Origin of the sequence: Nonomuraea sp. PA05 (genome assembly GCF_008086045.1) — a bacterium.
Lineage (GTDB): Bacteria > Actinomycetota > Actinomycetes > Streptosporangiales > Streptosporangiaceae > Nonomuraea > Nonomuraea monospora.
In genome coordinates this window covers 140,152-155,159 of record NZ_VSEY01000031.1, presented here as the reverse complement: position 1 = coordinate 155,159, position 15,008 = coordinate 140,152, and the positions used below count along the sequence as shown (strand labels likewise).

Annotated in this window: 13 protein-coding genes; 7 read left to right on the top strand and 6 right to left on the bottom strand. The window is 71.8% G+C overall.

The window, feature by feature from the left end:
• The first annotated feature begins 1 nt into the window (after window position 1).
• The 5 genes from FXF51_RS39950 (at window position 2) to FXF51_RS39930 (ending at window position 7,453) form a co-directional block, all read left to right on the top strand.
• The gene (locus FXF51_RS39950) at window positions 2-1,282 is read left to right on the top strand and encodes a TfuA-like protein (protein ID WP_148439967.1); all 1,281 of its coding nucleotides are present in this window, start codon (window positions 2-4) and stop codon (window positions 1,280-1,282) included.
• A 68-nt stretch (window positions 1,283-1,350) separates the two neighbouring features.
• Window positions 1,351-2,520, top strand: coding sequence for an MFS transporter (locus FXF51_RS39945; protein WP_148439966.1), 1,170 nt, complete (start codon window positions 1,351-1,353; stop codon window positions 2,518-2,520).
• A gap of 91 nt (window positions 2,521-2,611) precedes the next feature.
• Window positions 2,612-5,281, top strand: coding sequence for a hypothetical protein (locus tag FXF51_RS39940; RefSeq protein ID WP_148439965.1), 2,670 nt, complete (start codon window positions 2,612-2,614; stop codon window positions 5,279-5,281).
• An 8-nt stretch (window positions 5,282-5,289) separates the two neighbouring features.
• Entirely contained in the window at window positions 5,290-6,387 is a 1,098-nt protein-coding gene (locus FXF51_RS39935; RefSeq protein ID WP_148439964.1) for a serine hydrolase domain-containing protein, read from the top strand.
• Window positions 6,388-6,430: 43 nt separating this feature from the next.
• A complete protein-coding gene (locus FXF51_RS39930) occupies window positions 6,431-7,453 on the top strand; it encodes an LLM class flavin-dependent oxidoreductase (RefSeq protein ID WP_148439963.1) in 1,023 nt (340 codons plus the stop codon).
• A 4-nt stretch (window positions 7,454-7,457) separates the two neighbouring features.
• Here FXF51_RS39930 and FXF51_RS39925 read toward each other — a convergent pair whose 3' ends face one another.
• From FXF51_RS39925 to FXF51_RS39900, 6 genes are all read right to left on the bottom strand, one after another.
• Window positions 7,458-7,688, bottom strand: a complete 231-nt coding sequence (locus FXF51_RS39925; protein WP_148439962.1) for a DUF6289 family protein — start codon at window positions 7,686-7,688, stop codon at window positions 7,458-7,460.
• Window positions 7,689-7,775: 87 nt separating this feature from the next.
• Window positions 7,776-8,009, bottom strand: coding sequence for a hypothetical protein (locus FXF51_RS39920; RefSeq protein ID WP_148439961.1), 234 nt, complete (start codon window positions 8,007-8,009; stop codon window positions 7,776-7,778).
• A gap of 14 nt (window positions 8,010-8,023) precedes the next feature.
• Window positions 8,024-8,683: a response regulator gene (locus FXF51_RS39915; RefSeq protein WP_148439960.1), complete on the bottom strand. Its 660-nt coding sequence runs from the start codon at window positions 8,681-8,683 to the stop codon at window positions 8,024-8,026.
• Window positions 8,680-9,945, bottom strand: a complete 1,266-nt coding sequence (locus FXF51_RS39910) for a sensor histidine kinase (RefSeq protein ID WP_148439959.1) — start codon at window positions 9,943-9,945, stop codon at window positions 8,680-8,682. The genes FXF51_RS39915 and FXF51_RS39910 overlap by 4 nt, the downstream gene beginning before the upstream one ends.
• Before the next feature lie 25 nt (window positions 9,946-9,970).
• A complete protein-coding gene (locus FXF51_RS39905; RefSeq protein WP_148439958.1) occupies window positions 9,971-10,735 on the bottom strand; it encodes an ABC transporter permease in 765 nt (254 codons plus the stop codon).
• The gene (locus FXF51_RS39900; protein WP_148439957.1) at window positions 10,732-11,658 is read right to left on the bottom strand and encodes an ABC transporter ATP-binding protein; all 927 of its coding nucleotides are present in this window, start codon (window positions 11,656-11,658) and stop codon (window positions 10,732-10,734) included. The genes FXF51_RS39905 and FXF51_RS39900 overlap by 4 nt, the downstream gene beginning before the upstream one ends.
• Window positions 11,659-11,976: 318 nt before the next feature.
• On the opposite strand from FXF51_RS39900, the gene FXF51_RS39895 reads away from it, so the two are divergent.
• Window positions 11,977-12,402 (top strand): hypothetical protein, encoded by a 426-nt coding sequence (locus FXF51_RS39895; RefSeq protein WP_148439956.1) that lies wholly within the window; start codon window positions 11,977-11,979, stop codon window positions 12,400-12,402.
• Window positions 12,381-15,005, top strand: coding sequence for a hypothetical protein (locus FXF51_RS39890; RefSeq protein WP_148439955.1), 2,625 nt, complete (start codon window positions 12,381-12,383; stop codon window positions 15,003-15,005). Before FXF51_RS39895 ends, FXF51_RS39890 begins: the two co-directional genes overlap by 22 nt.
• The last annotated feature ends 3 nt before the right edge of the window (window positions 15,006-15,008 follow it).

Genomic DNA, 15,008 nt, shown 5'->3' with positions numbered 1-15,008 from the left:
GATGCGCCGGTTCCTCTTCGCCGGCCCGAGCCTCCCCGACGCGCGGGCCCATGCCGGCGACAGCATCCGGGTTCTGCCGCCCGTCAAAGCGGGCGACCTGCTGGCGCTCGAACCGCGGCCCGGCGACGTCATCGGCATCGTGGACGGCCTGTTCCACCAGGTCAGGTCGGTGCAGCACAAGGAGATCCTGTACGCGCTCCAGTGCGGGGCCGCCGTGCTCGGCGCGGCCAGCATGGGCGCGCTCCGGGCCGCCGAACTGGCGCCGTTCGGCATGCGCGGCGTCGGCCGCGTCTACGCCGATTTCGCCTCCGGCCGGTTGACGTCGGACGACGAGGTCGCGGTGGCCCACACCGATCGCGAGCACGGGTATCGCTGCCTGACGTTCCCGCTCGTCTCCCTGCGCTACACCGTGGAACGCCTGGTCGAGCTGGGAAGAATGTCACCCCGAGAAGCCGGAGAGCTGATCCGCGAGATGCGGGCCGTCCATTACCTGGACCGCACGTTCGGACGCCTCGCGGAAAGACCCCTGAAGTCCGCGTGGATCGACGCCAAGAAAGACGACGCCATCCTGCTCGTCGAAGAGATGTCCAAGGAAACTTTCCCGGAACGCCCCGACGTGCCGAACACCATCTATTTGCACGCCTGGCGACTGGGCCACGAGATCGGCGGACGCACGCTTCGCGTCTTTCAGCTTTTCGGCCGTGGTTACGAAGAACTGCACGCACGAATCGTCGGAGATGCGATTCGAAACGAGTGCGCTTCCCGGTGCGGGCCGGACGCGCCCATCGATTTCCCCGATCCCGTCCTGAACCATGCCTGCCACGAGGGCTACCTGACGCCCGGCGACACCGCGCTCCTGCCGCGCCTGCGCCCCTGGCTGACCGAGGCGGAACGCTCAGGGGAACCGCCCACCGCTCTGCTCAGGAAGGCGGTGACCAGGGCGTTCCGCATGCTGCCCGACGTCACCCCGGACGCCGAGGCCGCCAGGCGGCTGCGCTCACCGCAGCTTCAGGCGCGGGCCAGGGACGTGCACGCGCTCGCCACCGCGATCAATCTGAACGCCGAATCCCGGCTCCCCGGCTTCTCCGCCGAACGTGTCCCTGACGATCGCTTGGCGCAATTGGCGAGCGATCTCTACGGTGTCCGCCGGGACGAGCTGGAGATCGCCGCTAGAATGCGAGGAATTCCCGGCGCCGACGTCCTGCTCGCCGCGCTGCGACCGTACTACTTGCTCGCTAAGTACAACCCGGAAACCGTGGCGCTTTCGCTGGACATTTCCTGAAATATCCGGAGGAATCCCTGATATCGGCATATGCGCGCGCCTGGCGTACCGTACGCGGCTCCCGCGCCATGACGCTGCTGGCTCTCATCACCGGGGTGAACGCCGTCGGCAACGGCCTGTACGCCACGATCAGCGCCTTGTACTTCACCTCCGTGCTCGGCCACTCGCTCAGTCTGGTGTCGGCGGTGCTCTTCGCGGCGATGCTGGCGGCCATGGCGGCCGACCTGGCCGGCGGCCGGCTGGCCGACACCAAGGGCCCCCGGCAGGTGTTCCAGGCCGGTCTCATCGTGTCGCTGGCCGGCATGACGGCGATGCTCGCCGCGGGCGAGGTCGTCGTCTTCGTCCTGGCGGGCCTGCTCGCCGGTGTCGGGCAGGGGCTCTGCATGTCGTCGAACGTGGCGCTCATCCGCCGCGCCGCCGGCGCCGACGCCGTGATGGCGCGCGCGACGCTGCGCACCTTCCTGACCGCCGGTCTCGCCCTGGGCGGTCTCGCCGGCGCGGGCGTGCTCGCGGTGGGCGCGCCGTGGGCGTACCTGTTCGCCGTCGCGGTCAACCTCGTCACCTTCCTGTGGTGCGCGCTGCTGACCGGTGGCCTCGACGTGCCCGGCAGCCCCGCGAACGGCGGCCGGCGGCCCGCGGGGCTGTTCCACGTCTACCGCGACCGCCGGTTCATGACGTTCGCGGTCGTGTCCGCGTTCATCTCGGTGCACAACCACGTCCTGCCCTTCGCCGTGCCGCTCTGGCTGGCGGTGACCCATCCGCGGCTGACCTGGCTGGCGGGCATCGCCATGGTCGTCAACACCGTGCTGGGCGTGCTGCTGCAGATCTACGCGAACGGCCGGGTGAACTCCGGGCGCGGCGCCGTCCTGTCGTTCCTCGCGGGCGGGGTGACCATCGGGGCGTCCTACCTGGTCTTCGCCTGGATGGCGCGGGCCTCCCTCGCCGTCGCGGTCGTCCTCGTGCTCGCGTTCGTCGTCGTCTACTCGCTCGGCGAGATCCTGCTCTCGGCCGGAGCCATGGACCTGCAGTTCAGGGTGGTGCCGGGGGAGTCGCAGGGGCAGTACAGCGCGGCCTTCGGGACGCTGCACGGGCTCGCGTCGGCCGCCGCCCCGGCGGTGCTCGGCCTGGTCGTCGCCTCCGGAGGGTCGCTCGGCTGGCTGGTACTCGCCGCCGCGACCGGCCTGCTGGCGGCGGCGGTGCTCGTCGTGGGGCGGAAGTTCGAGTTCCAGCCCGTCTGACGGCCCGGGGATCACAATCAGATGACAGGCCGGGACAGAGCCGCCGGACAACCTCATGCTTCGGTGCGGGGGACCGACATGAGGAGAAGGCATGGGGAGACTCGGGGTAATCATCGTGACCGTGGTGGCGGTCTTATGCGGAGGACTGCTCACCGGCGCCTCCAGCGCGGAGACGATTGAGCCGCGCGACGACTATTCGCAGTTCAGCCCGGGGTTGCGGGCGCTGCTCGAAGACGTCCGCGACGGCAGGCTGAACGAGCAGCCGTTCGTCAACCACGGCTACGCCAAGCTCGGCTGGCAGGGCAACCCGCCGCAGCGCTACCGCGACGACCACATCACCGAGCAGGAGCGGGCGGTGCTCGGGCTCGCCATCGACAGCGTCATGGAGCGGCTGCCGCACTCCGTGCGCAACGGCATCCGCAACCGGGTCGCCAACCACGCCTTCGACGAGGACAAGCCCAGGGAGCAGGCGCGCCCCGTCCCGCGGGGATGGGCCGCGACGGGCGAAGGGATCGAGGCGACGCAGCGCGGCGAGGCGGCGGCGCTGGCCGTGCCGCCCGTCCAGTGCGGTCAGAACCTGCGCGCCGGAGCCATCGGCACCTTCCACTGCCGCCACCTCACCGCCAACTTCGAGATCTGGTACAACCTGGACGGCCCGCGCCCGGTCAACTCCTACGACGGCGCCGTCACCGACTTCCGCGAGGGCATCGCCGACGACGGCATTCCCAACTACATCCAGCGGGCCGCCGTCTCCTTCGAGATGGCCCTCGACACCTACACCGCGCTCGGCTACCGGCGGCCCGGCACCGACAAGATCCTCGTCGTGTTCGGGCCCGAGGGGGCGGGCGCGCACGACGGGTTCACGCCGCCGACCGACCTCATCGGCCGCAGCTCGATCTTCATGGGCCACCAGGCCGACGAATGGTCCACCGCCAGGCACGAGGTGTTCCACGTCATCCAGTACGCCTACAAGCCGCCCAGGTCGATCGCCAACATCCCGGGCAACCTCATCCCGCTGCAGGCCTGGATGGAGTCGACCGCCGAGTGGGCCACCCACCAGGCGGTCAAGGACGACACCTACCTGCCGTCCACCGGCAAGCGCTACGCCTACGCCTCGAACATCACCGACTTCCTCGGCCGCCCCCACGAGTCGATCACCCACTGGGACGGCCTGGCCCAGGGACGGCAGTACGGCGGGTTCGTCTTCGCCGAGTTCCTGGAGGAACGCTTCGGCGCCGTGGCCGTCCGCAAGGTCTGGGAGCGCATCGACACCTCCGAGGACGCAGACCCCGGCCTGGTGATCTCCGCCGTGGTCGCCGAGCTCGGCAGCAGCATCGTGCACGAGATGATCGACTTCGGCATCGCCACCTACCAGCTCTGCGGCCAGGCCAGAGGCGGGCCCTCACCCGGCGCCGTCTTCCACCTGACCGACCCCGACATCCCCGCCTGGTGCGACCTGCTCGGCCGGGACACCAGGACCGCCGCCGCCGACCCGTTCCCCGCCATGCCGCGCCCCGCCCGCGACGTGCGCAAGCTCAGCGGCGACGGCAAGGCGTCCGGTGACCTCGTGCTGGAGGAGGGCGGCAGCGCGTACGTGGACATCATGGTGCCTGGCCCCACCTCCGCGGGCGCCTGGAAGACGTGGATCGTCGACATCAAGGCGAAGGTCGAGGAGCAGGCGGGCAGCGTCCAGCTCACCCCGATCCTGTGGGGGAACTTCCCCGCCCGGGCCGTCCCCGACGAGGGCAGCACCCCGATCCCCGACGCCCACCACCGCTTCACCATGGGCCCGTGCGCGAGCCAGGTGCAGGCGCTCACCCTCGTCTTCACCCACTTCCGCGCCGACCTCGTCGACTACAGGCAGCCGAACGCGAAGGTTCACTGGGAGACCGCGTTCGACGGCATCGACGCGGCGGGCATCTCCAACGGGACCGTCGCGCTCGGCGTCAACAAGTACGGCACCCTGCACGAGCAGGGCTGCGCCCCGTCGTCCGGCGAGGGCACCACCGCGATCGGCCTGCGCTACCTGCCGACCGGCGGCGAAGGGCTGGCGCACGTCGACCAGAACGAGGAGTGCAAGTGCGAGGGCTGGGGCGTGAACGTCTCGCACCCCGGCGGCGTCCCCGCCTACTCCGGATGGGCGCGCGGCCCCTGGATCTCCGGCGCGCCCGGCGTCGCCAACCGGGTGACACCGGTGAGCTTCGAGTCCACCGACACGACCGCCAAGTCCGTGGTCACGGTGGAGAGCCCCTACGGGACGACCACGCTGGAGCAGGAGTTCGGCCCCTCGCCGGTCAAGGAGCTCTACCAGGTCAAGGTGACCGTGCGCACCACCGGCGAGGCCGCCGACCTGCCGCACGTCACGCTGCGCAGGGTGCTGAACTGGAACGCCGACCCCACCCCGCGCCAGGAGTACGTGACGGTGCGGGCGGGTGACCCGCAGGTCGAGTACTCCAGCGACGACGGCCTGGCCTCCGCCGACCCGCAGGCGGGCCGCACCAAGATCCGGGAGGACGGCGAGTTCACCGACGCCGGGCCCTACGACCAGGGCGCCCTGTTCGACCTGGCGGTCCCGATGAGCCACGACCCGGTCGAGGGCCTCGTCGGGCGGGTCACCCTCTACTACGGCGCCGCCCCCGACCAGCCTGCCGCGCAGGGGGCGTTCGGGCAGCTCGGCATCAGGACCTGGTCCATCGCCAAGCCGGTGACGTCCGGCGATCCGGGGACGCCGAACACGTACATGTTCGGATTCAAGCCCTGACAGCCTCTGTGCGGCGGCTGATCCGGGTGGTGCCGGCGCTGGCGCTGCTGGCGTCGGCCGGATGCTCCGGCGCGACGGCGGCCGTCGACTGCGAACGCATCGCGGGCGACGGCCGCACGTTCTACGAGGACAACCCGACGTACCAGGATCCGGTGAACGACGACGCGGACTGGCCGCCATCCCCGCCGGAGTCGGCAGGGATGGACCCGGCCCTGCTGGACGCGGGCCTGGACCGGCTCGGGGACAACGCGTCGCTGCTCAGCGCGCTGGTCGTGCGGCACGGCCGGCTCGTGGCCGAACGGTACTTCCACGGCGGCGGCGCACGGCGGAGCGGCAACATCCACTCGGCGTCGAAGAGCGTCCTCCAGGCACTGGCCCACATCGCCGTCGCCCAGGGCCACCTCGGCAGCCTGGACGACCCGGTCGCCAGGTACCTGCCGGAGTACTTCGGTGGCGACCCGGCCAAGAAGAAGATCACCATCCGGCACCTGCTCACCATGAGGTCGGGCCTGGACTGGACGGAGGACTCGACCGAGTACCGGATCGAGCGGGAACCGGACCGGGTCCGGGCGATTCTCGGCCGCCCGCTCGTCTCGGCCCCCGGCACCGCGTACAACTACAGCACCGGCGACACGCACCTCGTCTCGGCCGTGCTGCAGCGGGCCACCCGCATGGGCACCTGCCAGTTCGCCCACCGGCACCTGTTCGGGCCGATGGGCGTCACGGCCGAGCACTGGGGCCGGGACCGGCAGGGCGTCTACTCCGGCGGGTACAACGTGTACCTGACGCCACGGGAGCTGGCCAAGTTCGGCCTGCTCTACCTGCGCGGCGGCCGGTGGGAGGGCCGGGAGCTGGTGCCCCGGAGCGCGGTGCGGGCGGCGCAGGCCCGTACCACGCAGGTCGATGACACCTTCGCCTACGCCGAGGGCTGGTGGACGCGGACCGTCGCCGGGCGCTTCACCTACTTCGCCTGGGGGTACGGCGGGCAGTTCGCGCACGTGATCCCCGGCGCGGACCTCGTCTTCGTGACCAGCGCGGACGGCGATGAGGAGATCGACGTGACGGCGTTCGTCCGCGACTACCTGCTGCCTTCCGCGACCGGCTGAGAGCCGCCGGAATGTCCTTGACGTGGGGAAGGTTGACCTGCGTATGAAAAAGATCGGTTTCCTGAGCTTCGGGCATTGGTCGTCGTCGCCGCACTCGCAGGCGCGCAGCGCGTCCGACACGCTGCTGCAGTCGATCGACCTGGCGGTGGCCGCCGAGGAGCTGGGCGCCGACGGCGCCTACTTCCGCGTCCACCACTTCGCCCAGCAGCTCGCCAGCCCGTTCCCGCTGCTGGCGGCCGTCGGCGCGCGGACGAGCCGGATCGAGATCGGCACGGGCGTGATCGACATGCGTTACGAGAACCCCCTCTACATGGCCGAGGACGCCGGCGCGGCCGACCTGATCGCGGGCGGGCGGCTGCAGCTCGGCATCAGCCGGGGATCACCCGAGCAGGTGATCGACGGCTGGCGCTACTTCGGTTACCAGCCGGCCGAGGGGCAGAGCGAGGCGGACATGGCGCGGCAGCACGCCGAGGTGTTCCTGAAGGTGCTCGACGGCGAGGGCTTCGCACAGCCGAACCCGCGGCCGATGTTCCCCAACCCGCCCGGCCTGCTGCGCCTCGAACCGCACTCGGCGGGGCTGCGGCAGCGGATCTGGTGGGGGTCCAGCTCGAACGCCACCGCGAAGTGGGCCGCCGGGCTGGGCATGCACCTGATGAGCTCCACGCTCAAGGACGACGAGAACGGCAAGCCGTTCCACGTGCAGCAGGCCGAGCAGATCGCCGCCTACCGGGAGGCGTGGAAGGAGGCCGGCCACGAGGGCGAGCCGCGGGTGTCGGTGAGCCGCTCGATCATGCCGATCGTGAACGAGACGGACCGGGCCTACTTCGGCCACGAGCGCACCAGCTCCGACCAGGTCGGCTTCATCGACGCCACCACCAGGGCCGTCTTCGGCCGCACGTACGCCGCCGAGCCGGACGTGCTCGTCAAGGAGCTGGCCGCCGACGAGGCGATCGCCGCCGCCGACACGCTCCTGCTGACGGTGCCCAGCCAGCTCGGCGTGGACTACAACGCGCATCTCCTCTCGTCGGTCCTGACGCACGTCGCTCCGGCGCTGGGCTGGCGCTGACGGCTCAGCAGGGGCTCTCGTAGAACTCCAGGTAGCCGGTGCGGACGCCCCACATGTCGACCGCGCCGGTGCAGTCCTCGTACTTCTCGCCGACCACGGTGGTGCGGGTGGAGTCGCTGTAGAAGACGGTCACGCAGGTGTAGTTGTACTTGCAGGCGCGGGCCTGAGCGGGGGCCGTGGAGACGGTGACGGCGGCGAGGGCGAGGACGGTGGCCAGCAGGAGGCGGCGGATCATGGGGGTTCCTCCATAGGTGGGGGGATCTTCCTTGATGATCGGCCGCCCCATGCGATTGATCAAGAGCTGGCGGTTTGTGTCTCCTGGTCAGCAGGGTGTGAAGAAGACCTTCACCGGGCCCTCCAGGATTCCCCACTGGCCGGGCGGCTGGCCGCACCCTGCCCAGCGCTGCCCGATGACCTGGTCGCCGCTGTAGTAGCTGTGGACGATGAGGAGATCCCCACCCGGCGGGGGAGGGGGGATGGCGTGAGCCGGTGACGAGCCGAGCGCGAGCACGCCGGCGCACAGCACCGCGGCTGAGACCCCTCGCTTGAGTTTCATGCGTTGATCACACCTCAGGCCGGCCCCTCGGGCAAGCCCCGGGGAACGAGCAGCCCCTGGTTGAACCCCTCGGTGACGGCGGCGGCCCGGTCGTTCACCCCGAGCTTGGCGTAGATGTTGAGCAGGTGCGACTTGACGGTGGCCTCGGTGATGAAGAGCCGGGCGGCCGCCTCGCGGTTGGTGTTCCCGGCCGCCACGAGCTCCAGCACCTCCAGCTCCCGCCGGCTCAGCAGCTGCGGCGCGGGCTTCCTGACCCGGCTCATCAGCCGGGCCGCCACCGAGGGGGACAGCACGCTCTCGCCGTTGGCCGCGGCCCGCGCGCCCCGCAGCAGCTCCTCGCGCGGCGAGTCCTTGAGCAGGTAGCCGGTCGCGCCCGCCTCGATCGCCGGCAGCACGTGGGTGTCGGTGTCGTACGTGGTCAGCACCAGCACGCGCGCCGTGAGGCCGAGCCTGGCCAGCTCGGTGATCGCGGTCAGCCCGTCCATGCCCGGCATGCGCAGGTCCATCAGGATGACGTCGGGCCGCAGCTCCCGGGCCAGTCGGACGGCGGTGGCGCCGTCCGCGGCCTCGCCCAGCACCTCGAACCCGGGCGCGGAGGCGAACATGCTGCTCAGTCCGTCCCTGACCACGGGATGGTCGTCCGCGATCAGCAGCCGGATCGTGGGCTCGGTCATGGGTGGCTCCCGGCCGGCAGGAGAGGGAGGGGAAGGCACGCCGAGATCCCGGTGCCGGCGCCGGGCTCGGACTCGATCCGCAGGGTTCCCGACAGCGCTTCGACGCGCTGCCGCATGATGGCCAGGCCGAAACCGCCGCCGGGGGACGGCTCCGCCGTGGCGTCGAGCCGGGCCGGGTCGAAGCCCTTGCCGTCGTCGCGCACGTCCAGCGCCACCTCCTGCTCCAGGTACGACAGCGTCACCCCGACCCTGGCGGCGCCGGCGTGCTTGGCCACGTTGGCCAGCGCCTCCTGCGCCGTGCGCAGCAGCGCGAACTCCGCGTCCGCCGCGATCGGCCGCACCGTGCCGGTCGTCGTGACCTGGACGGGCAGCCCGTGCAGCTTCGACCAGCGGCCGGCGACGTCGGCGAGCGCGTCGCTCAGGTGCGCGCCGTCCAGCGGCTCGGGCCGCAGCGCGTCCACCGACCGCCGGGCCTCCGACAGCGTCTGCCTGGCCACGTTCTTGACGGCGTCGAACGGCCGCCGCCACTGCGCAGGGACCTCGTGCAACTGCTCGGCCGCCTGGAGCTGCGCGATGATGCCGGTCAGGCCCTGCGCCAGGGTGTCGTGGATCTCGCGGGCCATCCGCTGGCGCTCGTCGAGCACCCCCGCCTCCCTGGCCTGGGCGAGCAACTGGGCGTGCAGGCCGGCGTTCTCGGCGAGCGTCGCCTCCAGCAGCCGGTTCGTCCGGCTCAGCTCCTCCAGGGTCTGCTCGCGCCGCTCCTCCTCCCGCTCGGCGATCCGCAGCACCCAGGCGCAGCCGCACATCATGGCGACGTTGAAGCCGATGATGATCAGGTGCATCAGCAGGCCGAACGCGTCCGTCGCCGGGATGGCGGAAGCCTGCGCCGTGCCGGCCAGGACCGCCGCGCCGGTCACGCCCAGCAGCCGCCACGGCCAGGGCAGCACCGTGAAGGAGTAGATGTATGCGGCAGGGGTGAAGAGCCCGAAGGCGGGCTGGCGGGCCACCAGCACCGCGGTGATGGCGAGCAGCCCCGCGACGAACACCCCCATCATCCGCGGCCGGTCCCGCCGGCCGGGACGCAGGGTGAACATGCCGAGCATCCACGCGGCGGCCAGCCCGCACAGGCCGAGGTCGATGAGCAGGGAGCCGTCCACCCGGTCCTCGACGACCAGCAGGATGGCGACGAGCAGCGCCAGCAGCGCGTACGGCACCACGTCGACCAGAAGGAACGGCGGCTGTTGCGCGGTCTTCCTGCTCAAGGCTTCCCTCTCCTTTCGCGAGATTCTATGCCCAGCGGAACCAGCGGACCGCGACGCACGAGCACACCACCGCGTAGGCCGCCAGCGTCAGCAGCGGCCAGGCGGAGGGGAAGACGCCCTGGTAGGCGTCCTGGAAGGCCCCCATGCCCGCGCCGAGCGGCGTGTAGTGGGCGATGTCCCGCAGCAGCGGCGGCATCTGCGAGATCGGGATCCAGAGCCCGGCGAAGAACATCATCGGGAAGAACAGCACCGTGCCGATCGCCGTGGCCGGGCCGCGTCCGGGCGCGAGCGCGGTGATCAGCAGGCCGATCGCGAGCAGCGCCGCCGCCGCGAGCAGCCAGGCGAGGACGAACCCGGCAAGGTGCTGCGGCAGTCCGACGCCGAAGCCGAGCCGCGCCACCGCCAGGAACAGCACCATCGCGACGACCGCGACGGCGAAGTTGGCCACGAGCTGGGCGGCGAGCACGCGGGCAGGGCCGACCGGCGTGGTCCGCATGCGCCGCAGCACGCCGCTCTCCCGGTAACCCGCGAGCGTGACCGGCAGCGCGGCCGTGGCCAGGATCGCCAGGTTGAACAGGATCAGCACGGGGACGTAGAGGTCGAAGTACGTCAGGCCGCCGCCGTCCACGGGCTCCCGCAGATCGGGGACGCTGCCCAGGATGATCAGCAGGATCAGCGGGAAGCCGATGCCCCACAGGGGGCCGACCTTGTCGCGGACGCTCAGCGTGCACTCGGTCATGATGAGCCGCCAGGTCGCGGAGCCGTGCCGGGCGGTGTTCAGCGTGGTCATGGGGTACGGGTTCCGTTCTGTGAGTGGGCGCCGGTGAGCTGGACGAACGCGTCCTCGAGGCTCGCCTGCTCGACGCGCAGCCGTTCGGCCACGATCTGGTCGCGGGCCAGGACGGCGGTGACGGCGTTCAGCGCGTTGTCGTTGCCGGTGACGACGACCAGCTCGCCGCGGCGGGTCACGCCGGAGACGTCCGGCAGGCTCGCCAGCAGCGCGTCATCGACGGGCCTGGACGGGCGGAACTGGATGCGCTGCTCGATGCGCGCCCGCGCGGTGAGGCCGGCCGGGGTGTCCACCATGACGACGCGGCCGGCGTCGATCAGCGCCAGCCGGTCGCACAGCCGCTCGGCCTCCTCCATGAAGTGGGTGACCAGCACGATCGTCACGCCGCGCGAGCGCACGCCCTCGATCAGGTCCCAGGTGTCGCGCCGCGCCTGCGGGTCGAGACCGGTGGTCAGCTCGTCCAGGATGGCCACCTTCGGGTTGCCGACGAGCGCCAGCGCGATCGACAGCCGCTGCTTCTGGCCGCCGGACAACTTGGCGTACCTGGTTCTCGCCTTGTCCGCCAGGCCGAGGCCGTCCAGCAGCGCGCGCCAGTCGGCGGGCTCGGGGTAGAAGGAGCTGTAGAGCCGCAGGGCCTCGCCGACCTGGAGCCGATCGGGGAGGTGGCCGGCCTGCAACTGCACGCCGAGCCGCCGGGTCAGCTCGGCGCGGTCGCGCAGGGGGTCGAGCCCGAGCACCCTGATCTCGCCGCGGTCCGGGGTGCGCAGGCCCTCGACGCACTCCACGGTCGTCGTCTTGCCCGCGCCGTTCGGGCCGAGGATGCCGAAGATCTCGCCCTCCTGGACGGTGAGCGAGACGTCGTCGACCGCGATCTTGTCGTCGTAGCGTTTGCGGAGGTTGCGTACCTCGATCACGGGTGGCATGCGGGGTCCCTTCCGAGCCGGATGCGTTACCCCTCAACCCTGCTTCGAGCAGGGCCGTCTCCGGTATCGGCCGGTGGACGGAAATCGGCTGCCGTCCGGACGGCTGGGCTCGATCCACCGATCGGTGGATCGACCAGGCTGTACGGATCTGTACGGCGTGCCTCTTGGGCGCCGCACATGGCGCCGGACGCGTGTTGAATTTTCGGCATGAAGGAGTGGGACGGGGCTTCCGCCCGGCTTATAGGGGCACGGACAGAACGCCCCCGTCCCCCTTTTTCGGAAATGTCGTTTATTAGTCGCTTGAAAAGGGAGACGGCGATGGATTTGGAATTACTGACCCTTGCCGGGGCGACGGGACACGCCCTCGTACAGGCCATGGTCTCGGACGGCTGGGCGAGCGCGCGGGCCCGGATCGCCCGGATCATGAGCGGCGGCGACGCGGAGCGTGTGCCGGTGGAGGAGGCCGCTTTGGAACGATCCGGCCAGGCGTTGCGTGGCAGCGAGATCCCCGCGTACGTGCTGGCGGGCCACTGGCAGGGGCGGATCGCCGAGCTGCTGACGAGGCAGCCGGAATGCGCGGGCGAGATCGAGGGCCTGCTTCGTGAGCTGCGGGCCGCCGCCACGGGCGGGACGAACGTGCGCATCGACGGACACAACAACGGCAACCTGATCATCGGCGATCACAACGTCGCCCGCATCCACCGAGGGGAATGGGAGGAAACGTGTCAGAGGCCGTCCAGATAGACATCAACGGTGACAATAACGGAACCGTACTCGTCGGTGACAACAACATCGTCCATTACACCGACGGACGGACGATCGTCACCGAACGCGAGGGCGGCCCTGTGCCGGTGCGCAAGCGGGAGCGTCCCGACCCGCGCTTCCTGCCGGAGAGCGCGGGGAGCCTGATCGGGCGCGATCGCGACCTGGCGCGCGTTCGCGGCTGGCTCGCCGAGCGCAGCGCGCCCGTGCTGGTCCACGGGCCGCCGGGGATCGGGAAGTCGGCCGTGCTGAGCAGGGTCGCCCGCGAGGCGGCGGACGCCGGTGAGGACGTCGTGTACCTGTCGGGGGCCGGGCTGGAGACCGAGGACATCGTCCAGGAACTGTTCGAGGCGTGCTACGACAGCCCCGGATATCTGCCGCCGCCCAAGCGGTTGCGGCAGCTCATGGGGAAGGTGCGGGCGCTCGTCGTGATCGACGGGTACGAGGGGACGGCGGAGTCGCTGGAGCGGCTGCTCGACGCCACTCCCGGGGCCGGGCTGCTGCTCGGCTCGACGCAGCGGCTGCTGGGTGCGGAGGGGCACGTCCTGCCGCTGGGCGGGCTGACGGAGGCCGACGCCGTCACCCTGACCACCACCGAGGTGGTCGCGGACCGGGCCGGAGTCCTGAGCGGGGAGGAGAGGGCCGCCATCCGGGAGCTGTGCCGGGCCGCGAACGGGCATCCGAGGACGCTCCTCCAGGCCGCCGCCCTCATGCGCACCAACGGCGTCCTGCCCGTCGCGGCCGACCCGGGCACCGCCGCCCGCGCCCTGGTCGCGTCCCTGGACGGCGACAGGTCCGCGGCGGCCCGCGCGCTGGCCGCGCTGCCCGGCGTGCCGGTCTCCGCGCCGGTGCTCGCCGCGCTGGCCGCCCTCCCGTCCCCGGACGACGCCGACGCCGCGCTCACCGAACTGCGGCGGCTGCGCCTGGCCGAGCCCGCGGGCCCCGGCCACCTGCTGGCGGGCGAAGCGCCGATCCGGCGCGGCAGGCGGGACGCGGCCGGTTACGCCACCCGGCGCACCGCCTGGGTCAGGTCCGCCACGCGCGCCGAGGTGGCGGCGAGCGCCGCCGTCATCGTCGCCGTGCTGCGGGCGGCGGTGCAGGAGGAGGCGCACGACCCCGCCAGGACCCTGGCCAGGGCCGCCGCGCCGCTGCTCGGCCGCTCCCTGCGCTGGGGCGCCTGGGGCCGGACGCTCGCCTTCGGCCTGACGGCGGCGACGAACGCGGGCGCGGCCGACGACGTGGCCTACTTCGAGAGCGAGAAGAAGGTACGCGAGCGCGCCCTCGGCCTGCTCCTGGGCCTCGGCGGGGGCGGGCTGGGCGCGGCGGGGGCGCTGGCGTTCCTCGGCAAGGGCGGATCCGTCTTCAGCGTGCCGACGCTGGCGATCGCGGTGACCACCACCGTGGTGGTGACGGCGGCCACCGCCATCGGCGTGCACCTGGCCAGGCCCAGCGCGGCGGAGCAGCCCGCGACGGTCATCACCCCGATCGCGGCAGGACCGCGGACCTCCGGCAACGCCCGCCCGCCGCTCGGGACCGTCGATCCGCCGCTCGGGATTGTCGATCCGCCGGTCGAGTCCGGCGACCGGCCCTCGCCCGACACCGGTCCCGGCCCCATCCGCCGCACCCCGCCGGACCCCGGGCCGGACACCTCCCGCAGGCCCTCGCCCGACACGGAGGAGAACACACCACGGGATCGCAACCGCGACACGCCACGCCCCACCCCCCACCTCACCCTCTCCAACCCCGCCATCGAGAGCGGAGGCTCGACCGACGCCCGCGCCACCGGCTTCGACCCCGGCGAACAGATCACGTTCTCCTGGAAGGGGCAGGGCAGCAGCGGCGACCTCGGCACCCGAACCGCCGACGCGAGGGGCGCCGCGGTGCTGCCCGACGCCACCGTCCAGGCGGCCGGCGCCTACACGATCGCCGCCCAGGGCAAGACCCCCGAACGGCGCGCCGAGGCAACGCTCACCGTCCGGGAGCGCCCCGCACCCCTGATCAGGCTCACCAGCGTCCCGTCGTCGGTGCAGGCCGAGGCGGCGCTGGAGGTGACCGCCACGGGCTTCGAAGCGGGCGAGACCGTCCGCCTGACGCTCGGCGACACCCTCGTCGCCACGGCCACCGCGGGCGGGAACGGCCACGTGACGCTGCGCGGCCACGCGCCCGCCCGACCGGACACGTACCGCCTGACCGTCACGGGCCGGGCCGCCGACCGCTCCGACGACACCGAGCTGACCGTCACCCCCAAGCCGCCCCCCGACCTGTCCGGCGGCTGGGGCGGATACCTGGACTTCCAGGACGTGGGCGGCGGCTCCTACGAAGCCACCAGGTCCGGACCCGACCATGTGGAGCCCAACAGCGGCTGCACCTTTCCCCACGGCGGCGCGGAGGTGCACCTGTCCGGGAACGGGCCTGTCTACGAGGGCGAGACCCGCTGGGTGCACGGCTCCGGCGGCCAGAACTGCGACTTCAAGTGGGGCGCGGCCACGTTCACGCTCAGCGCGGACGGCGACAGCCTGGAGGTGCGTTCCCAGAACCCGTTCGTTCCCGGCGAGACGAAGACGTACACGCTGCGGCGGAACTGAGCG

Coding starts and splice junctions, on each gene's coding strand:
- FXF51_RS39950 (WP_148439967.1), top strand. CDS start 2: ATGCGCCGGTTCCTCTTCGCCGGCCCGAGCCTCCCCGACGCGCGGGCC.
- FXF51_RS39945 (WP_148439966.1), top strand. CDS start 1,351: ATGACGCTGCTGGCTCTCATCACCGGGGTGAACGCCGTCGGCAACGGC.
- FXF51_RS39940 (WP_148439965.1), top strand. CDS start 2,612: ATGGGGAGACTCGGGGTAATCATCGTGACCGTGGTGGCGGTCTTATGC.
- FXF51_RS39930 (WP_148439963.1), top strand. CDS start 6,431: ATGAAAAAGATCGGTTTCCTGAGCTTCGGGCATTGGTCGTCGTCGCCG.
- FXF51_RS39925 (WP_148439962.1), bottom strand. CDS start 7,688: ATGATCCGCCGCCTCCTGCTGGCCACCGTCCTCGCCCTCGCCGCCGTC.
- FXF51_RS39920 (WP_148439961.1), bottom strand. CDS start 8,009: ATGAAACTCAAGCGAGGGGTCTCAGCCGCGGTGCTGTGCGCCGGCGTG.
- FXF51_RS39915 (WP_148439960.1), bottom strand. CDS start 8,683: ATGACCGAGCCCACGATCCGGCTGCTGATCGCGGACGACCATCCCGTG.
- FXF51_RS39905 (WP_148439958.1), bottom strand. CDS start 10,735: ATGACCACGCTGAACACCGCCCGGCACGGCTCCGCGACCTGGCGGCTC.
- FXF51_RS39900 (WP_148439957.1), bottom strand. CDS start 11,658: ATGCCACCCGTGATCGAGGTACGCAACCTCCGCAAACGCTACGACGAC.
- FXF51_RS39895 (WP_148439956.1), top strand. CDS start 11,977: ATGGATTTGGAATTACTGACCCTTGCCGGGGCGACGGGACACGCCCTC.